This window comes from Geothrix sp. PMB-07, from assembly GCF_030758935.1.
Taxonomy (GTDB): domain Bacteria; phylum Acidobacteriota; class Holophagae; order Holophagales; family Holophagaceae; genus Geothrix.
The window spans coordinates 3,640,800-3,660,291 of record NZ_CP132333.1 but is presented as its reverse complement, the minus strand read 5'-3'; the positions used below and the strand labels follow the sequence as shown (position 1 = coordinate 3,660,291).

Genomic DNA, 19,492 nt, shown 5'->3' with positions numbered 1-19,492 from the left:
TCTAAACCTGTACGACCCCGCCATCCAGGTTGAGGCACTGGCCCACCTGCATGGTGTTGGCCGGGTTCAGCAGCCAGGCGACGCCATGGGCGATCTCCTCGGGCTGGAAGAAACGCTTCACGGGGACGGCGGCCTCGGCCTGGGCCCGGAACGCGGCCTCGGTCTGACCCGTGGCCGCGGCGATCTGGCGGATGCCGGTCTGCGCCATGTCCGTGTCCACCCAGCCCGGAGCCACGGCGTTCACCACAATGCCGCGGTCGATGAGTTCAAGCGCCAGGGCCTTGGCCAGGCCGATGAGGCCATGCTTGGCGGCGCAGTAGGCCCCGTAGCCCGGCACCCCGAAGCGGCCCAGCACGCTGGAGACCAGCACGATGCGGCCCCCGTGGCCCATTCGGGGCAGGAAGGCCCGCACGGTGTTCCAGGGGCCCGTGAGGTCTGCCGCCAGGATCTGATCGAAGAAGGCATCCGAATCCCCATCCACCGGCGTCATGCCCGAAATGCCCGCGGCGGCCACCAGGCCATGCAGAGGCGGCAGGGCACGGGCCACCTCCGCCAGCCGGGCCCGGTCGGTCACATCGGCGCCATGGGTTTCAGCAGTGCCTCCGGCCTGGTGGACGGCTTCGGCGGTGGCGGCCAAACCGGCGGCATCCCGGCCCAGGAGGACCAGATGGGCCGCCTCGGTGCGGGCCAGGTGCAGGGCGCAGGCCCGGCCGATGCCCCGGGAGCCGCCGGTGATGAGGATCGTTCGGGCCATGGGGACCTCCCGCCAAGCTGATGGTTTGGACGCGTCCCTAGAGGGTGCCAGGGGAAGGCTGGCGCGGGGAGGCGGAAGGCCTATCTTTTAGATTCCACGGGAGAAATGGAATGGTCTGTGAGACTCGGGGTGAGCGGCGGCAGGGGTCTGAGCCCAGGGATGCCGACGCCCGGGGGGCCCTTTGGTCCCTTCCCGATGGCCAGCGCCTGCCCAACCTGCTGGAGGCGGCTCCCCTGGTGGTGGGGGATCCTTCCCACCCGGCCCGGTTGCGTCCCTCGGACTTAGAGGACCCTCAGGACTTCCATTCCCGGCTCACGGCCTGGTTGCTGCGCCAGGGCTGAGAAGGGTCCCTGAGCATGAGGCTCTCCTCTAGCCGCAGAGGACGGTGCCCCCGTTCACGTTGAGCACTTCGCCGGTGATGGCGGCGGCCCAGGGGCTCAGGAGGAAGACCAGGGGACCGGCCAGGTCCTCTGCTTCGGGAATGCGACCCAAGGGGAAGTTGGCCGCGATGCGGGCCCGCTGGGCGGCATCCGTGCGCAGGGCCGAGGCGCTCATGTCCGTATCCACCCAGCCGGGGGCCACGGCGTTCACGCGGATGCCGTGGGGGCCCAGTTCCGGGGCCAGGGACTTCACCAGGGAGATGACCGCGCCCTTGCTGGCGGCGTAGGCCCCATGGCCTGCCTCGCCGCGCTGACCGGCGGTGCTCGAGAGCAGCACCAGGTTGCCGCCCCCGGCGCGCTTGAGGGCCGGGATCACTTCGGCGTGCCATCGGAAAAGGCCGGTCACGTTGGTTTCCAGGATGTCCAGCAGCACGCTTTCATCCTCCAGCTCCGCCGGGGTGGCGGCCCAGATGCCCGCGTTGCCCACGAAGGCATCGAGCCCGCCCCAGGCGGCTTCCACCGTGGCCACAGCCACCTGCGCATCGTCGCGGCGGCGCTGGTCGGCGCGGATGGCCAGGACGGTACGCCCCTGATCGGTGAGTTCGGTCTGCAGGCGCAGGGCCTCGTCCTCATGGCGCAGGTAGGTGAAGGCCACGCGGGCGCCCAGGCCCGAGAGCAGGCGCACGGTGGCGGCGCCGATGCCCCGGCTGCCGCCGGTGACGAGGACGCGGTGGTGGGAGAGATCGAGGGTCATGGTTGCTCCGGCGTGCCAGGCACGCCCTGAATTGACGTGCCGGGCACGCGGTGATCTCGTGTGCCCAGCACACGGTGGTCTTGTGTGCCGAGCACACCGGAATCTTGTGTGCCGAGCACACCGGAATCTTGTGTGCCGAGCACACAGCGGTCGTGAAGGCGGGGGATGAGATCGCCCAGCCGGGATTCGGGAACGAGGAAGGCGATGGATACCGTGCTGCTGCCCGTGAGCAGACCGCCCACGGGCTCCTGGCCCAGGGCGGCCAGATGGCGCAAGGCGGCGACCGGATCGGCGCGCAGGCCTTCGCCCACCAGGGCCACCACGGCCCAGCCGGATTCACAGGTCAGGCCCGAGGCGGCGCCGGTGCTGGCGAGGGTGCCCAGCACCTCCGTGGCCGCGTGGGTTTCTGGGCGTACCGCAAGCAGGGTGCCTGCCGGGCTGGCGATGAGGCCGAAGCGCAGGGCGCCGGCTTCCTCCAGGCTGCGGGCCGCTTCCAGGGGCGGTTCCAGTCCCGCCGAGGCCGGAAAGCGCAGCAGGCTGATGCCCTCCTTGTAGGCCACGGAGGTGACGGCCCCCGCCGGGCGGCTGGGGGGATGGGGCAGGATCACGGTGCGGGAAGCGCCGGGGCGCAGCGTGTTGGCCACCACGAGGCGGAATCCCGCGCGGCCACCGGGGGCCAGGGAATCCGCATGCAGCACCTTGGCGCCGAAGGCGCTGAGGGCTTCTGCTTCTCCAAGGCTCATCTGGGGAATGGGCTGGGCTTCCTTCACCAGGCTGGGGTCGGCGGTGAGCACGCCATCGACATCGGTCCAGATCTGCACTTCCTGGGCATCCAGCGCTTCGCCCAACAGGGTGGCGCTGGTGTCGGAACCCCCGCGACCCAGGGTGGTGCTGATCCCTTCGGGTGAGGCGCCCAGGAAGCCCTGGGTCACCCAAAGAGCGCCATCGCTGAAGGCCTGGCGCCAGGGGGCCGCGGCGGTGCGCAACTCATCCAGCTGGGGACGGGCCTTGCCGAAGCGGGAGTCGGTCTTCATGACCTCGCGCACATCCTGGAAGGTGGCGCCGAAGCAGAAGGCGGCCAGATTCGCGGACAGCGTCTCGCCCACGGCCAGGGCTGCGTCGCGGGCCCGGGCCGTGGCCTCGCCCAGCATGGCCATGCCCGTGAGCAGCTGCTCCAAGCGCGCGAAGAGGGGCTCCCAGGCGGGGCGCACGGCTTCCAGGTGGCCCAGTTCGGTGGCCACGCCGAGGTGCCGCGCCTGCAGGGCGGCCAGGATGGATTGGGCCAGGGGCAGGTCGCCGCGGCCTGCGGCCGCGCAGGCATCGATGATCTGATCCGTGGTGCCCTTGAGGGCCGACACCACCACCAGGCCGCCCGAAGGCAGCTCATCCCGGACGATGCCCGCGGCGCGGCGGAGGGCTTCGGCACTGCCCACGGAGCTGCCGCCGAATTTGAGAACTTTCAAGGTCATGCCTGCTTTCCTTTCCCATCCGGGCGTTCCAGGTCGAAGGGCGCTTCCTGGTAGACGAAGTAGTTGAGCCAGTTCGAGAACAGCAGGTTGGAGTGGCCCCGCCAGCGCACCAGCGGTTCGCGGCTGGGATCGTCGCCGGGGAAATAGTTGCGGGGAACGCCGATGGGCAGGCCCTTGCCGAGGTCGCGGACGTACTCGCCCTGCAAGGTACAGGGATCGTATTCCGAATGGCCCGTGACGAAGACCCGTCGGCGATCCGCGGACTGCACCAGATACACGCCAGCCTCGTCGGATTCCGCCAGGAGCACCAGTTCCGGCCGCGCCAGGATGTCCTCGCGGCGGGTTTCCGTGTGGCGCGAGTGGGGCGCGAAGAACTCGTCGTCAAAGCCCTGCACCAGCCGCTCGTTGCGCACCTTCAGCTGGTGGGAGAACACGCCGAACGTCTTCTCGGGCAGGGGATACTTGGGCACGCCATGGTAGTGATGCAGCGCCGCCTGGGCGCCCCAGCAGATGAAGAAGGAGGAGAAGACGTGGGTCTTGGCCCAGTCCAGCACCTGGGTCAGCTCCGGCCAGTAGTCCACCTCCTCGAAGGGCAGGGTCTCCACGGGCGCCCCCGTGACGATGAGGCCATCGAAGCGCTGGTGGCGCACCTCCTCGAAGGAGACGTAGTGCTCCAGCAGGTGTTCGGCGGAAGTGTTCTTCGAGGTGTGGGAGGTCATGTGCAGCAGCGTTACCTCCAGCTGCAACGGCGAGTTGCCGAGCAGCCGCAGGAACTGGGTTTCCGTGGCCACCTTGGTGGGCATCAGGTTGAGGATGGCGATGCGCAGGGGACGGATGTCCTGCTGCAGAGCCTGGTGCTCCTCGATGAGGAACACGTTCTCCGCTTCGAGAATGCCCCGGGCGGGCAGGGAGCTGGGGATCTTGACGGGCATGGCGTCCTCAGGCCTTGGAGAGCGCGAGGTCCAGATCCGCGATGAGATCCTGGATGTTCTCCAGGCCCACGGAAAGGCGGATGAGATCCTCGGTAACGCCGGTGGCTTCGCGCTCGGCGCTCGACAGCTGCTGGTGGGTGGTGCTGGCGGGATGGATGATCAGGCTCTTGGCGTCGCCCACATTGGCCAGGCGGGAGAAGAGCTCCACCCCGTTGATGACGGCCTTGCCAGCCTCCAAACCTCCCTTCACGCCGAAGGTGAGGATGCCGCCGAAGCCCGCGCCCTTGCGGAAGTAACGGCTGGCCGCGGCATGGTTGGCGTTGCTGGCGAGGCCGGGGTAGTTCACCCAGGCCACCTTGGGGTGCTGCTCCAGCCACTGGGCGATGGCGAGGGCGTTTTCGCCGTGGCGCTCCAAGCGCAGGTGCAGGGTCTCGATGCCCTGCAGAATGAGGAAGGCGTTGAAGGGGCTGAGGGCGGCGCCGGTGTCGCGCAGGCCCTCGATGCGGGCCTTGGTGATGAAGGCGGCGGGACCCGCGAGATCGGCCAGCACCGCGCCGTGGTAGGCGGCGAAGGGTTCCGTGAACTCAGGGAACTTGCCGTTCTTCCAGTCGAAGGTGCCGCCATCCACGATGACGCCTGCCACGGAGGTGCCGTGGCCGCCCAGGAATTTCGTGGCGCTGTGCACGACGATGTTGGCGCCCAGGGCCAGGGGGTTCAGCAGGTAGGGGCTGGGCAGGGTGTTGTCCACGATGAGGGGCACACCGGCAGCCTTCGCGATGGCGGCGATGGCTTCGAATTCGGGCACGTCCAGCTTGGGGTTGCCCAGGGCCTCGATGTAGATGGCGCGGGTTTCGGGTTTGATCGCGGCGCGGAAGGCCTCGGGCTTCGTAGAGTCCACGAAGGTGGTGGTGATGCCGTTGCGAGGCAGGGTGTGGTGCAACAGGTTGTAGGTGCCGCCGTAGAGGTTGTCGCCGGCCACGATGTGATCACCGCCGCGCAGCAGCGTGTTGAGGGTGAGCGTGATGGCCGCCTGGCCTGAAGCCACGGCCAGGCCCGCGATGCCGCCTTCCAGCTGGGCCACCCGTGTTTCCAGCACGGCCGTGGTGGGGTTCATGATGCGGGTGTAGATGTTACCCGGCACTTCCAGGTTGAAGAGCGCGGCGCCGTGTTCGGCGGAATCGAACACGTAGCTGGTGGTCTGGTAGATGGGCAGGGCGCGGCTCTTGGTGTCGCTGTCGGCGACCTGGCCGCCGTGGAGGGCGATGGTTTCAAATTGAGGATGCGTGGCGCTCATGGCGGCTCCTGAAAAGAAGGTGAGAAAGCCGAGGCTCTGTCGTCCAAGCAAGTCCAGGAAAAGTCAAAAAAGCCGAAGGGGCCCGATTGCTCGGGCCCCTTCGGCGTGTTGTCAGTCTCGACACAGCTCGACATCTCTCCGCAATCGATTGATCACGGCAGGAATTGGCACCTTGCTTTCGCAGGTTGCCAAGGTTTCACAGGGCCCGTCCCTCCACCTTTCTGGATAACTCGCTATGGAACTGACAAAGAACTCGTACGAACATCAAGTGTGGCACAACCCCATCTCGGGTCAAGGGGCCCGGTTCTTCTGAAGGGTGTTCGCATGGCTGAGTGGCGCCGTTCCGTCTGTCCCTTCGATTGCCCTGACGCCTGCGGGATGCTGGTGGAAGTTGAAGATGGGCGGGCTCTGTCCGTGAAGGGCGACCCCGACCATTTCTACAACCAGGGCACGCTCTGCCCCAAGATGGCCCGCTACGAACGCAGTGTGCATGCCCCCGAACGCCTGACGACGCCGCTGCGGCGAACGGGCCCCAAGGGCAAGGGTCTCTTCGAACCCATCAGTTGGGACGCGGCCCTGGAGGAGGTCGCCCGGCGCTGGAAGGACATCCTGGCCCAGTGGGGCGGCGAAGCCATCCTGCCCTACTCCTATGCGGGCACCATGGGTCTGCTGCAGCGGAACGCGGGCCACCCCTTCTTCCACCGGCTCGGCGCCTCCCGGCTGGACCGCACCATCTGCACACCCGCGAAGGCCGCGGGCCAGGCCGCGGTGCTGGGCACCACGCCCGCTCCGGAGCCCGAGGCGGTATTGAGCGCGGACCTGGTGGTGCTCTGGGGCATCAACGCCCTGGCCACCAACCTGCACGGCTTCCAGTTCGTGCGTGAGGCCCGGCGCCGGGGCGCGAAGGTGTGGGCGGTGGAGACCTACCGCACCGCCACCACCGATCAGGTGGATCATGTGCTGCTGGTTCGTCCCGGCACCGACGGCGTGCTGGCCGCAGGTGTGATGCACCTGATGGTGGAGAACGGCGCCCTCGACGAGGCCTTCCTTGGACAGCACGTGGTGGGCTTCGAGGCCTTCGCGCGGGAGGTGCTTCCCCAGTTCCCTCCTGCCGTGGTGGCGGCCCGGACTGGCGTCGATGAAGCCGCCCTGCGGGCGTTCGCGGAGGCCTACGGTGCGGCCTTGAACCCGCAGATCCAGGTGGGAGGTGGCATCACGCGGTACGGCAACGGCGCCATGACCACGCGCCTCATCCTCTGCCTGCCCGCGCTCCAGGGCGCCTACCTCAAACCGGCGGGCGGCGCCTTCCTGGGCACCGCCACCGGCGGGGCCGTTCCCATGCAGCAGCTCATCCGGGAGGATTTCCAGGCCCGGCCCACCCGGCTGGTGAACATGAACCAGCTGGGCGCGGCGCTCGACCCCGCGGCGGAAGGGCCGGTGAAATCGCTCTACGTCTACCATTCCAATCCTGCCGCCGTGGCGCCGGACCAGGGTGCGGTCCGCGCCGGGCTGCTGCGGGAGGATCTCTTCACCGTCGTCCATGAGCGGTTCCTCACGGATACAGCCCGTTACGCGGATCTTGTGCTGCCCGCCACGAGTTCTCTCGAACATCCGGACCTCTACCGCTCCTACGGTCACTATGGCCTCCAGCGCGTGCGCGCCGCGGTTTCGCCCGTGGGCGAGAGCCGCTCCAACTGGGCCACCTTCCAGGCCCTGGCGGCCCGCATGGGTTTCGAGGAGTCCCTGTTTCGGCAGAGCGAGGACGAGGTGATCGAGGCCCTGCTCTCCGGTTCGAATCCCTGGCTGGAAGGAGCGGACCGCAGCGCTCTGGCCGAGGGCCGCGTCGTGCGCATGCAACCGCCGGGCCGCCGCCCACCCTTCGGGACCCCCAGCGGCAAGGTGGAGATTCTGAATCCGCGCGAGCCGGAGCCCCTGCCCAGGCCTCTGCCCAGCCACTCGGAAGGCGACCCCCATCCCCTGGCCCTGGTGACAGCGCCTTCCCTCTACAGCCTGAACAGCACCTTCCAGGAACGCGAAGACCTGCCCGCGCGGAAGATCGCCTCGACGCTGCGCCTCTCGCCGGAGGATGCCAAGGCGCGGGCCATCGCGGGTGGTGATGAGGTGATCGCCTTCAATGATCGGGGCGAGGTGAGGTTGGTGGCGGAAGTCACGGAACGGGTGCCCAAGGGCGTGGCCGTGGTGGAAGGTGTGGCGTGGTCTGCCTTCTCCAAGGGACGCGCCACCGTCAACGCGCTGACCAGCCAGCGGCTCACGGATCGGGGCGGTGGCAGCACGTTCTACGACAACCGCATCGAGGTGAAGCGGGCCTGATCCATGCAAAGCAGGGTTGCCGCGGATGAACACGGATGAACACAGATGAGAACCCGGGGCTTTTCATCCGTGTGAATCCGTGTGCATCTGTGGCCAAAAGAAAAGGAATTTTGGAAGCAGAGGAAGGCGGAAGTGCGGAGGAAAGCGGAGAAGAACGACATGCTGCTCTCCGCTTTCCTCCGCCCCTCTGCCACCCTCCGCTTATTCCATTCCTTTCCATCGGTGGATCCGAATGAAACATTCCAGCCACGGTTTCACAGGGATGAACGCGGATGAATGGCGGGTTTCCAATTCCTTTGAATCCCGCGCGCATGTGCGGCCAAAGCATTGCTTTGAATGTTGCCTAGAAGGGAACCGCCGCTCAGATCACCCAGTCTTCCGCGGTGACGGGCGAGGTGTCCGGGAAGAGGTCCAGGCGCCGGGGCTTCACGAAGATCTTCTGGCCCACGGCGAGGTTGAGCTGACCCAGTTCCTCGGTGGTCAGGTGGGCTTCCAGATCGGACTGATCGTGAGCGGCGGAGAGGCGCACACGGGCCAGGGGGCCCGTGGACTGGATGCGGACGATGGTGGCGGGCAGGGCACCGGGACTCGCTTCCAGGGCGAGGTCCAGGTCATGGGGGCGCAGGTAGCCTTCCACCCGCGCACCTTCTTCATGGGCAGGCCCGGCCACGGAGACGGAGGCCTCACCCACCTGGAAGTGGCCGTTGCGGATGCGCCCGCGGAAGCGGTTCACCTGGCCGATGAACTGGTAGATGAAGGGCGTGGCGGGGTTGTCGTAGACCTCCTGAGGCGTCCCGTCCTGCTCGATGCGCCCCTGGTGAAGCACCACGATGCGATCCGCCACCTCCATGGCCTCCTCCTGGTCATGGGTCACAAAGACGGAGGTGAGGCCGGTCTGTTCGTGGAGGCGTCGCAGCCATTGGCGCAGCTCAGCCCGCACCTGGGCGTCGAGGGCGCCGAAGGGCTCGTCCAGCAGCAGCACCTCGGGTTCGATGGCCAGGGCCCGGGCCAGGGCCACGCGCTGGCGCTGGCCGCCGCTCAGCTGATCCGGCATGCGGTGGCCGGCCCAATCGAGATGCACCATGGTGAGCACCTTCTGCACCCGCTCCTTGATCTCGGCCTTGGAGGGGCGCTCCCAGCGGGGCCGGACGCGCAGGCCAAAAGCCACGTTCTCGAAGACCGTCATGTGGCTGAAGAGGGCGTAGTGCTGGAAGACGAAGCCCACCTTCCGCTTGGTGTGGATGGAGGGCTTGGCGTCGCCATGGATGCGCACGCCGCCGACATCGGGTGCTTCCAGGCCCGCGATGATGCGCAGCAGGGTGGTCTTGCCCGAGCCCGAAGGCCCCAGCAGGGCCACCAGCTGGCCCTCGGGAATGGCCAGGGACACCTCCTTCAGGGCATTGAAGCTGCCGAAGCGCTTGGAAACGGAATCGATGTGGATGCTCATGGGAGGGTCTCGGGTTTCAGGCTTTGATCACGGCGCCGCTCGGCGAGGGCCTTGAGGGCCAGGGTCACCAGGGCCAGCAGGCTGAGGGCTGAGGCGCAGGCGAAGGCCGCGACGAACTGGTACTCGTTGTAGAGGGTCTCGATGTGGAGGGGCAGGGTGTTGGTCTCGCCGCGGATGTGGCCCGAGACCACGCTCACGGCACCGAATTCGCCCATGGCGCGCGCGCTGCACAGAATCACGCCGTAGAGCAGGCCCCACTTCACCGAAGGCACGGTCACCCGCCAGAAGGTCTGCCAGCCGCTGGCGCCCAGCATGCGGGCGGCTTCCTCCTGGTCGCAGCCCTTGGCCTGCATGACCGGCGTGAGCTCGCGGGCCACGAAGGGAAAGGTCACGAAGGTGGTGGCCAGCACGATGCCGGGCGTGGCGAAGATGAGGCGCACATCATGGTCGGCCAGCCAGGGTCCGAACCAGCCCTGCGCGCCGAAGAGCAGCACGAAGACCAAGCCCGAGATCACCGGTGACACCGCGAAGGGAAGGTCGATGAGGCTGGTGAGCAGGTTCCGTCCCCTAAAGTCGAACTTACCCAGCAGCCAGGCCGCCGTGAGGCCGAAGGCCGTGTTGAGGGTCACGGCGATGCCCGTGGCCAGCAGGGAGAGGCGGATGGCGTGCCAGGTTTCCGCATCCTCGAAGGCCTTGAGGTAGGCGGTGGTGCCCTGCTTGAAGGCCTCGGTGAACACGGCGGCCAGGGGCACCAGGAGGAAGAGGGCGAGGTAGCCCAGGGCCACGAAGATGAGCAGCCAGCGGACGGGCAGGGATTCGCGGCGGGCGACGGAGATGCGCGGTGAGTCAGCCACGGGCGGCCCCCGGGTGCAGCCTGGCCTGCAGGCGGTTGATGGCAAAGAGCAGCACGAAGGAGATCAGCAGCAGCAGGGTGGCGATCACCGTGGCGCCGATGTAGTCGTACTGCTCGAGCTTGCTGATGATGAGGAGGGGCGGGATCTCCGTGCGGAAGGGCAGGTTGCCGCTGATGAACACCACGGAGCCGTACTCGCCCAGGGCCCGGGCGAAGGCCAGCGTGAAACCTGAGAGGAGGGCGGGCGCCAGATGCGGCAGCACCACCCGCCGCAGGGTCTGGAAGCGGCTGGCACCCAGGCAGGCGGCGGCCTCCTCCTGCTGGGCGTCCAGTTCCTCCAGCACGGGCTGCACGGTGCGCACCACGAAGGGCAGGCCGATGAAGGTGAGGGCCACCAGCACGCCCAGCGGCGTATAAGCCACCTTGAAGGGCAGCAGGTGGCCGAGCCAGCCCTCCGGCGCGTAGAGCTTGGTGAGGGCGATGCCCGCCACGGCCGTGGGCAGGGCGAAGGGCAGGTCGACCATGGCATCCACCACCCGCTGGCCCGGGAAGGTGTAGCGCACCAGCACCCAGGCCACGAGCACGCCGAACACCAGGTTCAGCACGGCCCCTCCGAGGCTGGCCAAGAGGCTCAGCCGCAGGGAGGCCAGTACGCGGGGATCGGAGACGGTGTGCCACACCTGGGCCACGGTCGCCCCGCTGGCCTTCACGACCAGGGCCGCCAGAGGAATCAGCACGATGGCGCTGAGGTAGGCCAGGGTGAGGCCCAGGCTGAGGCCAAAACCAGGGAGAGAGCGGCGCGTGAGGGAGCGGGTGGAGGAAGCCATGGAGAACCTAGCGAACGGCGGAGATCTGATCGAAGAGGCCGCCATCCTTGAAGTGGATGTCGTGGGCCTTCTTCCAGCCGCCAAAGGCCTCATCGATGGTGAAGAGCTTCAGCTTGGGAAAGCTGTGACTGGCGGCGCTGGCGGCCTTCTCGTTGCGGGGGCGGAAGTGGTGCTTGGCCACGATGCGCTGGCCTTCGTCGCTGTAGAGGTAGTCCAGGTAGGCCTTGGCCACGGCGGTGGTGCCGCGCTTGGCGGCCACTTTTTCCACCAGGGCCACGGGCGGCTCGGCCAGGATGCTGACGCTGGGCACCACGATGTCGAACTTGTCCTTGGTGGCGCCTTCGAGGGCGAGGAAGGCCTCGTTCTCCCAGGTCACCAGAACATCGCCGATGCCGCGTTCGATGAAGGTGGTCGTGCTCCCGCGGGCGCCGGAATCCAGCACGGGCACGTTGCGGTAGACCGCGGTGATGTAGGCCTTGGCCTTGGCGTCGTTGCCGCCAGGGGCGCGGAGGGCCTGGCCGTACTCGGCGAGGTAGTTCCAGCGCGCGCCGCCGCTGGTCTTGGGATTGGGCTGGATGACCTGGATGCCGGGGCGCACCAGATCGTTCCAGTCCTTGATGCCCTTGGGATTCCCCTTGCGCACCAGGAACAGGATGGTGGAGGTGTAGGGCGTGCTGTTCTGGGGCAGCTTCTTCTGCCAGTCGGCGGGCAGCAGAGCGCCCTTCTCCGCCAGGGCGTCGATGTCACCCGCCAGGGCGAGGGTCACCACGTCGGCCTGCAGGCCGTCGATGACGGCGCGGGCCTGCTTGCCGCTGCCACCGTGGGACTGATTGATGGTGACGGTCTGGCCAGTCTTGGCCTTCCACTGCTTGGCGAAGGCGGCGTTGAAATCCTGGTACAGCTCGCGGGTGGGGTCATAGGACACGTTGAGAAGCTTCACCTCCTGGGCCTGGAGGCCAAGGGCTAAGGTGGCGATGAGGGTGAGGCTGCGGGTGATGCGATTCATGGGTTCAATCCGAGGAAAGAGGGTGGGGTCGAAGAAAAGGGCGTCTGGAAAGGGCGGCGTGGATGCGGCTTCGACAGGGACAGCGCATGGTGTCTCCTTGCTTGGGGGTTGGCGTGGGGCCTACTCGGCGCCGCGGATGAAGCCGGCGGCCACGGTGGCGTGGGTGGTTTCGTCCACCAGGATGAAGGCGCCGGTGGCGCGGTTCTCCCGGTAGGGGTCGACGGGCAGGGGCTGCTGGAGTTTCAGGTTGAGCTGCGCGATGTCGTTCATGGCCAGACGCGTTTCCAGTTCCCGTTGCAGGCTGTTCAGATCCAGCCGTTGGGCGGTCCCATGGAGGATGGCGCGGGTCTCGCGGCTGCCGTGGCGCAGCAGGTAGCGGCCCCCGGGCCGCGACGGGGCCTCGGACAGCCAGCAGAGGTCCACATCCAGGCTGCGGGCCGAGATCGGCGGTTGCGCCGCATCGGCCAGTAGGTCGCCCCGGGAGATGTCAAGGTCATCCTCCAATTCAAGGGTGACGCTCTGACCGACGATGGCCTCGACCAGCTGCCGCTCGCCGAGGTGGATGGCCTTCACGCGGCTGTGGCGGCCCGAGGGCAGCACCGTGAGGGCATCGCCCACCTTCACGCGGCCCGAGGCCACACGCCCCGCGTAGCCGCGGAAGTCCTGATGGGGGCGGATCACCCATTGCACGGAGAGGCGGAAGGGCAGCTCCTCGCGGCCATCCTCCAGGGCAGCGGATTCCAGCAGCTCGACGAGGGTGGGGCCCTCGTACCAGGGCAAATTGTCGCCGCGGTCCACCACCAGATCTCCGGCGAGGGCGGACAGGGGCAGGAAGGTGAGGTCCTCGGCGCCCAGTTCCTGCGCGAAGGCAAGCACATCGGCACGGATGCGCTCGAACACGGCCTGGTCGTAGCCCACCAGATCCATCTTGTTGACCACGACGACCAGGTGGCGGATGCCCACGAGATGCGCCAGCGTGAGGTGGCGGCGGGTCTGGGTGAGCACGCCCTTGCGGGCATCCACCAGGATCAGCGCCAGGTCGGCGGTGCTGGCGGCGGTCACCATGTTGCGCGTGTACTGCTCGTGGCCCGGCGCGTCCGCGATGATGAAGCTGCGTTTCCCCGTGCTGAAGTAGCGGTAGGCCACGTCGATGGTGATGCCCTGTTCCCGCTCGGCCTGGAGGCCGTCCGTGAGCAGGCTCAAGTCCACTTCCGCATGGCCGCGCTTCTGGCTGGTGCGTTCGATGGCCTGAAGGGCGTCGGCCAGGATGGCCTTGCTGTCGTAGAGCAGGCGCCCGATGAGCGTGCTCTTGCCGTCATCCACGCTGCCGCAGGTGAGGAAGCGCAGCACGCCCAGGTCCGCGTGGATCGGCTGGCTGTCTGCCTGGGGTTCGATGGGAGTCGAGATGGCCATCAGAAGTAGCCCTCCTTCTTGCGCTGTTCCATGGAGGCTTCGCTGGTCTGGTCGTCCAGGCGGGTGGCGCCCCGCTCGGTGAGTTCCGTGGTGGCGGTCTCCAGCAGGATGTCGGCCACGGTGTGGGCCGTGCTGCGCACAGGGGCCGTGCAGGTGATGTCGCCCACGGTGCGGAAGCGCACGGAGAGGTGCTGCACGTCGTCGCCCGGCTTCGCGGGTGTGAGCGGCGTGACGGGCACCAGCGCGCCATCCTTGCGCACCACCACCTCGCGTTCATGGGCGAAGTAGATGCTGGGCAGTTCCAGCCCCTCCCGCTCGATGTACTGCCACACATCCAGCTCCGTCCAGTTGGAGATGGGAAAGGCGCGGATGTTTTCGCCGGGATCGATGCGGGCGTTGTAGAGATCCCACAGTTCGGGCCGCTGGTTCTTGGGATCCCACTGGCCGAAGGCGTCGCGGAAGGAGAAGATGCGCTCCTTGGCCCTGGCCTTTTCCTCGTCGCGCCGCGCACCGCCGATGCAGGCATCAAAGCCGAACTCGGCGATGGCATCCAGCAGGGTGACGCTCTGGTGGCGGTTGCGGGCCTCCAGGGGGGACTTCAGCACGATGCGGCCTTCGCGGATGGAATCCTCCAGGCTGCGCACGAGGAGCCGTTCGCCCAGCTCGGCGGCGCGCTGGTCCCGAAAGGCGATCACTTCCTCGTAGTTGTGGCCGGTGTCGATGTGCAGCAGCGGAAACGGGAAGCGGCCGGGCCGGAAGGCCTTCTCCGCCAGGCGCAGCAGCACGAGGCTGTCCTTGCCGCCGCTGAAGAGCAGCACGGGATTGGCGCACTGGCCCGCCACCTCACGCAGGATGTGGATGGCCTCGGCCTCGAGCCAGTCGAGGTGGGAGAGCGTGGGCGTGGCAGACGGAAGGGCGGGGGTCATCGGGTTTCCTGAGGGGTCTTCGGTGAGGGATCTTTGGCGTGCAGGCCGCATTCCTTGTGCTCGGGGGTTTCCCACCACCAGCGGCCGGCGCGGATGTCTTCGCCGGGGCCCACGGCGCGGGTGCAGGGGGCGCAGCCGATGCTGGGGAAGCCCTGGTCGTGGAGGCGGTTGTAGGGCACCTCGTGTTGGCGCACATGAGCCCAGGTCTGCTCCAGACTCCAGTCGGCCAGGGGGTTGATCTTGAGGATGCCGCCGTGGGCGTTGTCGATCTCGAAACGCTCCAGGCCCGTGCGCGTGGGCGCCTGGTCGCTGCGCAGGCCCGTGATCCAGGCATCGGCGCCCGTGAGGGCGCGGGAGAGGGGCTCCAGCTTGCGGATGGCGCAGCAGGCCTTCCGCAGCTCCAGCGTCTGGTAGAAGGCGTTGGGGCCGTGGCTGTTGACGTAGGCTTCCACGGCCTCGTGGCGGGGGAAGTAGGTTTCGATGGGCAGGCTGTAGCGGCGCCGAAGGGCCGAAAGGGTGTCGTAGGTTTCGGGGTTCAGGCGGCCCGTGTCCAGGAAGAAGATGCGGGGCGCTCGGGGCAGCCGCGACAGGAGATCGACGACGGCCACATCCTCCAGGCCCAGGCTGCAGGCAAAGGCCAGGCGATTGCCGAAGGTTTCGGCGGCGAAGGCCAGCACCTGTTCCGCGCTGGCGCCCTTGAACCGGGCGTTGAGGTCCATGACCTCGTGCAGGGCCAGCCGCTTGCTGGGTTCGGGCTTCGCGCTCAAAGCGGCACCTCCAACCTTTGCTTCAAGGCCTCGAGCCCGAAGCGGATGGAGAAATCGCCGAGCCTTTCCCCGGCCTGGCCCTCGGCCTTCCAGAGGGTGAAGAGCTCGTCGAGCACGGGCCCCAGGGCCTCGATGGACACTTTCTGAAGGACTTCCTGAGCCATCCGAGTGCCTTCCACATGGCCTCCGAGGTAGAGGGCGTACTTGCCGGGGGTTTGGCCGACCAGGGCGAACTCGGCGGCATAGGGCCGGGAGCAGCCGTTGGCGCAGCCGGCGACGCGGAACACCGGCGCGCGATCCGCCAGGCCGTGATCTTCCAGTCGGGTTTGGATCACCTCCAGCAGCTCGGGCAGGGCCCGCTCCGCTTCGGTGATGGCCAGGCCGCAGTAGGGCAGGGCCACGCAGGCCAGGGCCCGGTCGAAGAGGGGCGCGGGGCTGTGGATGCCGAGGCCGCGCGCCTGGAAGAAGGCAGCCACTTCGTCCTTGGCCGCCTCGGGGATGCCGATGAGGATGGCGTCCTGATCGGGTGTGAACTGCACGCCCAGCTGGAAGCGCTCGACCAACTCCCGCAACGCGGCCTTGAGCGGCCCGGCCACGCGGCCCGAGAGGGTGTGCAGGCCCAGGGCCCACGTTCCATCGGTGCGGGGGAGCCAGCCCAGGGTGGAGGTTGTGCGCCAGGGTGGCAGGTCACGGTCGGTGAAGATCAAGCCCGCGCGGGCTTCCACTTCGGCGCGCAGCCAGGCCAGGCCCTTTTGGGCGACGACGTACTTGAGCCGTGCCCGGCGCCGATCCCCGCGGTTGCCGTGATCGCGGTGGACGCCCACCACGGCCTCGGCCACCTTCAACGCGGCGTCCGCGGGAATCCAGCCCAGCAGATCGGCCAGACGGGGGAAGGTGGTGGCGTCGTTGTGGGTCATGCCCATGCCACCGCCGGCCAGCACGAAGTAGCCGTCGATGGTTCCCTCGGCGCCATCCTTGAACGTGGCGGCGAAGGCCAGATCGTTGGTGTAGACGTCCACCGCGTTCTCGCCCGCCGCGGTGACGGAGATCTTGAACTTGCGGGGCAGGTAGGTGTCGCCCAGCACGGGCTCGGATTCAGAGGCCGTGTCCACCTTTTCGCCATCCAGCCACACTTCGGCGTAGGCCTTGGCGTGGGCCCGGAAATGGTTGGAGAGCTGCAGGGCCACGGCGTCGAGCTGGGCCAGATCGGCGCGACCCCAGGGGTTGGGGGCCTGGGTGACGTTGCGCACCACGTCGCCGCAGGCGCCCTGGGTGGTTTGCAGCGCCGCGTGGAGGCCCTGCAACACGGCCTTCGCATCGCCCTTCACCACGCCATGCAGTTCGAGGCTCTGGCGCGTCGTGATGCGCAGGCTGCCATCGGCGAAGATGTCGGCGATGCGATCCCAGGCCAGGTACTGGGATGCCTCCAGACGGCCGCCGGGGATGCGCCCCCGCACCATGAGCACGGGGTGCTTGGGAGTCTCGGGCGCCTTGTCGCGGTTCTTCTGCTGGTAGAGGCCGTGGAACTTCAGCAGGGTTTCCGAATCCTTGCTGAAGCCTTCGGCCTCACCGGCCAGTTCTTCGGCCAGGGTGCCACGCAGGTGCCGCGATTCGCGCTTGAGGGCTTCAACAGGATGCTCGGCAGACGGGGTGCTCATGGCAGCTCCGGGGTGGAGGGACGGGGCGAGGGGAAGTAGGCGGTGCGGAAATCGGCGAGCAGTTTCTGGAGCGCCCGGCTGCGAACCTCGGGGGGGAGACGGCGGGCCTGCTGGCGGAGATCGACGAGAGCTTGCAGGTCGGGATCGTCGGGGATGAGGTCTTCCAGGGCGAGGCGGAGGGCGCGGGACAGGCCGGCGAAGGCGCCTTCGGTGGAGATGGCCAGGGTCCAGGGGCCCCGGCGGAGGGTGCTGGCGAAGAGGGCATCGCAGGAGGGGGGATCGTCCACGGCGTTGATCCAGATGCCCCGCTGGCGGGCCTGGCTGGCGATGCGGGCGTTGGCCTCTGGATCGTTGGTGGCAGATACCACGAGGTGGGTGCCGTCCAGATCGCCAGCTTCGAAAGGTCTTTCCAGCAGGTGCACGGGGTGGCCTTCGGCTTCCAGGCGGAAGTCGGCAGAGAAGCGGGTGGCCACGGCACGGAGGGTGACGCCGGTCGGCAACAGCGACCGGAGCTTAGCCTGCGCGACGCTCCCGCCCCCCACGAGAAGCACCTGCTTCTCCTTGAGATCGAGAAAGAGCGGCAGCAGGGTCATGGGTCTCCGTGTGGAAGGCATCGGCGGGAAGGGAGAGGGCGCGGTGCCGGATGGCGGCGCCCAGGTAGACAAGCCCCGGGCCCTTGGTGTGGGCGCGGACATGCCCCTCGGCGGCGAGGCGCAGGTTGGAGAGGGTGGTGCTCTGGCCTTCGCAAAAGGCCCGTTCCACCAGGGCGACGGGCAGGTCCGGGGAGGCCCCGTGCTCCAGCAGCCGCTGGGCCACGGCCTGCAGCGATCGCGTGCCCATGAAGATGGCCAGGGTGGCTTCGGTGTGGGCCAGCTCGGCCCAATCGGTGGTGGATTCCAGCAGGTGGTGGCCTTCGAGGATGCGGATCTCCCGGGACACGCCCCGGTGGGTGAGGGGGATGCCCGAGGCCGCCGCAGCGCCCTGGAGGGCGCTGACGCCGGGGATCACCTCGAAGGGGATGCCAGCTTCGGCCAGGGCCCGGGCTTCTTCGCCGCCGCGCCCGAAGATGAAGGGATCGCCGCCCTTGAGCCGCACCACGCGACGGCCCGCCTGGGCGTGCCAGAGGAGCAGCTCGTGGATGCGTTCCTGGGTCATGCCCAGGCCGCCGCAGCGTTTGCCAGCGGGGATGGCCAGGGCCTTTTCCGGGAAGAAGGCCCTGAAATCCGGCTCCAGCAGGGCGTCGAAGAGGATGACGTCAGCCGCTTCCAGGGCCCGGAGGCCGCGCAGGGTGATGAGGTCCGGCGAGCCGGGACCGGCTCCTACCAGGCTGACGAAGCCGGGCTGGGTCTCGGGTGCGGATGGGTGCGGCATGAAGGTTCCTGGGTGGTAGGGGGTCAGGGCCTGGAGGCCTTGACGCTCCGGCGCGATCCAAAAATCAGAGGGGCCCGATGTGTTCGGGCCCCTCTGTGCGTCTGTCGATGTGGACAGCTCGGCATCTATCCGACGGCGGGAACCGTCGGCAGGAATTGGCACCTTGCTTTCGCAGGTTGCCAAGGTTTCACAGGGCCCGTCCCTCCACCTTTCTGGATAGCGCGCTATGGAGCTGGCAAGGATTCCGGTGTCACGACCCCGCGAGGTCTGATGAAAAGATAATCAATTTGATGCCCTTTTTCAATGCTTATTTTTGAATGAAAAAATCATGATGGCGGGAAAATTATAACTAAATCAATTAAGTAATAATTCCAAACCCGCTTCCTTTCGGGCAGGGCTCCGCCCGGCTCCCCAGGGTGGGGCGCCAGTCGAAGCCTCGGCCGGGTGGTCCTGGGCCCTGGCTGCCATCCGCCCACGGGGGCGGAGCCCAGGGACTCAGGAACCCCGTGTGCTACTGAGCGACCTTGAAGTCGACGCTGGCGTTCTGCGTGTCCCAGGCCAGGGCCAGGCTGCCGCCCTGCTGGGTCATGTTCACGAAGGAGAAGGTGAGCTGGTCCAGGGAGAGGTGCCCCTTGGCCAGCTTCATAGGCACGCGCACCACATCGAACTTCGGATCGTAGTTGGTGGCGCCCCAGGTGGCCTTCTTTTCGTTGGCGTCCCACTTGGTGAGGGCGGGCTGGGAGGAGAGGATGAAGGTCCAGGCCCCTTCCTTCAGCTCGACGAAGAGGCTGTATTCGCCAGCGGCGACGTTCTTGCCCCCGATGACGAGCGGCACTTCCGTCTTGAAACGGGTGGTCTGGTTGGCGCCCGCCCGCCACACGGGGTCGCCGCTGGACACGGCCTTGCCGTACTCGGCGCCCTTGCCGAAGATGTCGGCCCGACCACGCAGGATCGGGGCGCTGTAGTCCACGGTGATCCACTTGCCGTCCTGATAGCGGGGGGCGGCGCCGGGTTTGGGCTCAGCCCACTTGCCCGCCACCTGGGTGGCGGCCTGGGCCTTGGGGCTGGCGGCAGGGCGGGGTGCCGGGGCGGGGGTCGCCGCAGGCGCGGCGGTCGCGGCGGGAGCGGGCTGCTGGGCCGCGACGGTCATCGCCGCCAGGGCGAGCAAGGGTAAAACAAGGTTCGGCTTCATGGTGCCTCCGGGTTGGGGATTCCGACCGACAGTAGCAGAGGCTGGTGATTTTCAGGCCCACGAGGTTCCGGTTCGCCGGCCTCCGTTGGTCTCGTCGGGGAGGGCGATTCAAAGCCGC

Annotated in this window: 18 protein-coding genes, 1 pseudogene and 2 riboswitches; of the genes and pseudogenes, 2 read left to right on the top strand and 17 right to left on the bottom strand. The window is 67.8% G+C overall.

Going from position 1 to position 19,492, the window contains the following annotated elements:
• Position 1 precedes the first annotated feature (1 nt).
• Entirely contained in the window at positions 2-754 is a 753-nt protein-coding gene (locus Q9293_RS15945) for an SDR family NAD(P)-dependent oxidoreductase (protein ID WP_306248229.1), read from the bottom strand.
• Positions 755-864: 110 nt separating this feature from the next.
• Between Q9293_RS15945 and Q9293_RS15940 the strand changes: the two genes are divergently transcribed.
• Positions 865-1,095: a hypothetical protein gene (locus Q9293_RS15940; protein ID WP_306248227.1), complete on the top strand. Its 231-nt coding sequence runs from the start codon at positions 865-867 to the stop codon at positions 1,093-1,095.
• 28 nt (positions 1,096-1,123) lie between these two features.
• On the opposite strand, the gene Q9293_RS15935 is transcribed toward Q9293_RS15940, so the two are convergent.
• The 4 genes from Q9293_RS15935 to Q9293_RS15920 are packed head-to-tail and all read right to left on the bottom strand — an operon-like array spanning position 1,124 to position 5,583.
• On the bottom strand, positions 1,124-1,888 hold the full coding sequence (locus Q9293_RS15935) for an SDR family NAD(P)-dependent oxidoreductase (protein ID WP_306248225.1): 765 nt from the start codon (positions 1,886-1,888) through the stop codon (positions 1,124-1,126).
• Positions 1,885-3,357, bottom strand: coding sequence for an aspartate kinase (locus tag Q9293_RS15930; protein WP_306248223.1), 1,473 nt, complete (start codon positions 3,355-3,357; stop codon positions 1,885-1,887). Before Q9293_RS15930 ends, Q9293_RS15935 begins: the two co-directional genes overlap by 4 nt.
• Positions 3,354-4,289, bottom strand: a complete 936-nt coding sequence (gene metA / locus Q9293_RS15925) for a homoserine O-succinyltransferase (RefSeq protein ID WP_306248222.1) — start codon at positions 4,287-4,289, stop codon at positions 3,354-3,356. Before metA ends, Q9293_RS15930 begins: the two co-directional genes overlap by 4 nt.
• 7 nt (positions 4,290-4,296) lie before the next feature.
• The gene (locus Q9293_RS15920) at positions 4,297-5,583 is read right to left on the bottom strand and encodes an O-acetylhomoserine aminocarboxypropyltransferase/cysteine synthase family protein (RefSeq protein WP_306248221.1); all 1,287 of its coding nucleotides are present in this window, start codon (positions 5,581-5,583) and stop codon (positions 4,297-4,299) included.
• A 127-nt stretch (positions 5,584-5,710) separates the two neighbouring features.
• Positions 5,711-5,815, bottom strand: a riboswitch (SAM riboswitch).
• Between the two features lie 92 nt (positions 5,816-5,907).
• On the opposite strand from Q9293_RS15920, the gene Q9293_RS15915 reads away from it, so the two are divergent.
• The gene (locus Q9293_RS15915; RefSeq protein ID WP_306248220.1) at positions 5,908-7,914 is read left to right on the top strand and encodes a molybdopterin oxidoreductase family protein; all 2,007 of its coding nucleotides are present in this window, start codon (positions 5,908-5,910) and stop codon (positions 7,912-7,914) included.
• A gap of 361 nt (positions 7,915-8,275) precedes the next feature.
• On the opposite strand, the gene Q9293_RS18745 is transcribed toward Q9293_RS15915, so the two are convergent.
• The 12 genes and pseudogenes from Q9293_RS18745 to Q9293_RS15860 all read right to left on the bottom strand — a co-directional run bounded on the left by Q9293_RS18745 (position 8,276) and on the right by Q9293_RS15860 (position 19,374).
• A complete protein-coding gene (locus Q9293_RS18745; RefSeq protein WP_372342225.1) occupies positions 8,276-8,584 on the bottom strand; it encodes a TOBE-like domain-containing protein in 309 nt (102 codons plus the stop codon).
• A 114-nt stretch (positions 8,585-8,698) separates the two neighbouring features.
• Positions 8,699-9,361, bottom strand: a pseudogene (locus Q9293_RS18740) (sulfate/molybdate ABC transporter ATP-binding protein); the annotation flags it as partial.
• Entirely contained in the window at positions 9,358-10,215 is an 858-nt protein-coding gene (cysW, locus tag Q9293_RS15905; protein ID WP_306248216.1) for a sulfate ABC transporter permease subunit CysW, read from the bottom strand. The pseudogene Q9293_RS18740 and the gene cysW, both read right to left, overlap by 4 nt.
• Positions 10,208-11,041, bottom strand: a complete 834-nt coding sequence (cysT, locus tag Q9293_RS15900) for a sulfate ABC transporter permease subunit CysT (RefSeq protein WP_306248214.1) — start codon at positions 11,039-11,041, stop codon at positions 10,208-10,210. The genes cysW and cysT overlap by 8 nt, the downstream gene beginning before the upstream one ends.
• A gap of 7 nt (positions 11,042-11,048) precedes the next feature.
• Positions 11,049-12,047: a sulfate ABC transporter substrate-binding protein gene (locus tag Q9293_RS15895; protein WP_306248213.1), complete on the bottom strand. Its 999-nt coding sequence runs from the start codon at positions 12,045-12,047 to the stop codon at positions 11,049-11,051.
• A 120-nt stretch (positions 12,048-12,167) separates the two neighbouring features.
• The gene (locus Q9293_RS15890) at positions 12,168-13,460 is read right to left on the bottom strand and encodes a sulfate adenylyltransferase subunit 1 (RefSeq protein ID WP_306248211.1); all 1,293 of its coding nucleotides are present in this window, start codon (positions 13,458-13,460) and stop codon (positions 12,168-12,170) included.
• Positions 13,460-14,386 (bottom strand): sulfate adenylyltransferase subunit CysD, encoded by a 927-nt coding sequence (gene cysD, locus Q9293_RS15885; protein WP_306248210.1) that lies wholly within the window; start codon positions 14,384-14,386, stop codon positions 13,460-13,462. The genes Q9293_RS15890 and cysD overlap by 1 nt, the downstream gene beginning before the upstream one ends.
• Complete coding sequence (locus Q9293_RS15880; protein WP_372342224.1) at positions 14,383-15,105, bottom strand: phosphoadenylyl-sulfate reductase; 723 nt, start codon at positions 15,103-15,105, stop codon at positions 14,383-14,385. The genes cysD and Q9293_RS15880 overlap by 4 nt, the downstream gene beginning before the upstream one ends.
• A 44-nt stretch (positions 15,106-15,149) precedes the next feature.
• A complete protein-coding gene (locus tag Q9293_RS15875; RefSeq protein WP_306248208.1) occupies positions 15,150-16,811 on the bottom strand; it encodes an NADPH-dependent assimilatory sulfite reductase hemoprotein subunit in 1,662 nt (553 codons plus the stop codon).
• On the bottom strand, positions 16,808-17,404 hold the full coding sequence (locus Q9293_RS15870) for a bifunctional precorrin-2 dehydrogenase/sirohydrochlorin ferrochelatase (RefSeq protein ID WP_306248207.1): 597 nt from the start codon (positions 17,402-17,404) through the stop codon (positions 16,808-16,810). Before Q9293_RS15870 ends, Q9293_RS15875 begins: the two co-directional genes overlap by 4 nt.
• A complete protein-coding gene (gene cobA, locus Q9293_RS15865; protein WP_306248206.1) occupies positions 17,325-18,182 on the bottom strand; it encodes a uroporphyrinogen-III C-methyltransferase in 858 nt (285 codons plus the stop codon). Before cobA ends, Q9293_RS15870 begins: the two co-directional genes overlap by 80 nt.
• A 118-nt stretch (positions 18,183-18,300) precedes the next feature.
• A riboswitch (SAM riboswitch) is annotated at positions 18,301-18,405 on the bottom strand.
• A 288-nt stretch (positions 18,406-18,693) separates the two neighbouring features.
• Positions 18,694-19,374: a DUF2911 domain-containing protein gene (locus Q9293_RS15860; protein WP_306248205.1), complete on the bottom strand. Its 681-nt coding sequence runs from the start codon at positions 19,372-19,374 to the stop codon at positions 18,694-18,696.
• Positions 19,375-19,492: the final 118 nt, after the last annotated feature.

Excerpts from the sequence above, each read along its gene's own strand:
- metA (WP_306248222.1), bottom strand. The coding sequence starts at position 4,289 with ATGCCCGTCAAGATCCCCAGCTCCCTGCCCGCCCGGGGCATTCTCGAA.
- cobA (WP_306248206.1), bottom strand. The coding sequence starts at position 18,182 with ATGCCGCACCCATCCGCACCCGAGACCCAGCCCGGCTTCGTCAGCCTG.
- Q9293_RS15945 (WP_306248229.1), bottom strand. The coding sequence starts at position 754 with ATGGCCCGAACGATCCTCATCACCGGCGGCTCCCGGGGCATCGGCCGG.
- Q9293_RS15930 (WP_306248223.1), bottom strand. The coding sequence starts at position 3,357 with ATGACCTTGAAAGTTCTCAAATTCGGCGGCAGCTCCGTGGGCAGTGCC.
- Q9293_RS15870 (WP_306248207.1), bottom strand. The coding sequence starts at position 17,404 with ATGACCCTGCTGCCGCTCTTTCTCGATCTCAAGGAGAAGCAGGTGCTT.
- cysD (WP_306248210.1), bottom strand. The coding sequence starts at position 14,386 with ATGACCCCCGCCCTTCCGTCTGCCACGCCCACGCTCTCCCACCTCGAC.
- Q9293_RS15940 (WP_306248227.1), top strand. The coding sequence starts at position 865 with ATGGTCTGTGAGACTCGGGGTGAGCGGCGGCAGGGGTCTGAGCCCAGG.
- Q9293_RS15860 (WP_306248205.1), bottom strand. The coding sequence starts at position 19,374 with ATGAAGCCGAACCTTGTTTTACCCTTGCTCGCCCTGGCGGCGATGACC.
- Q9293_RS15915 (WP_306248220.1), top strand. The coding sequence starts at position 5,908 with ATGGCTGAGTGGCGCCGTTCCGTCTGTCCCTTCGATTGCCCTGACGCC.
- cysT (WP_306248214.1), bottom strand. The coding sequence starts at position 11,041 with ATGGCTTCCTCCACCCGCTCCCTCACGCGCCGCTCTCTCCCTGGTTTT.
- Q9293_RS15875 (WP_306248208.1), bottom strand. The coding sequence starts at position 16,811 with ATGAGCACCCCGTCTGCCGAGCATCCTGTTGAAGCCCTCAAGCGCGAA.
- Q9293_RS15895 (WP_306248213.1), bottom strand. The coding sequence starts at position 12,047 with ATGAATCGCATCACCCGCAGCCTCACCCTCATCGCCACCTTAGCCCTT.
- Q9293_RS15935 (WP_306248225.1), bottom strand. The coding sequence starts at position 1,888 with ATGACCCTCGATCTCTCCCACCACCGCGTCCTCGTCACCGGCGGCAGC.
- Q9293_RS15920 (WP_306248221.1), bottom strand. The coding sequence starts at position 5,583 with ATGAGCGCCACGCATCCTCAATTTGAAACCATCGCCCTCCACGGCGGC.
- Q9293_RS15880 (WP_372342224.1), bottom strand. The coding sequence starts at position 15,105 with ATGGACCTCAACGCCCGGTTCAAGGGCGCCAGCGCGGAACAGGTGCTG.
- Q9293_RS15890 (WP_306248211.1), bottom strand. The coding sequence starts at position 13,460 with ATGGCCATCTCGACTCCCATCGAACCCCAGGCAGACAGCCAGCCGATC.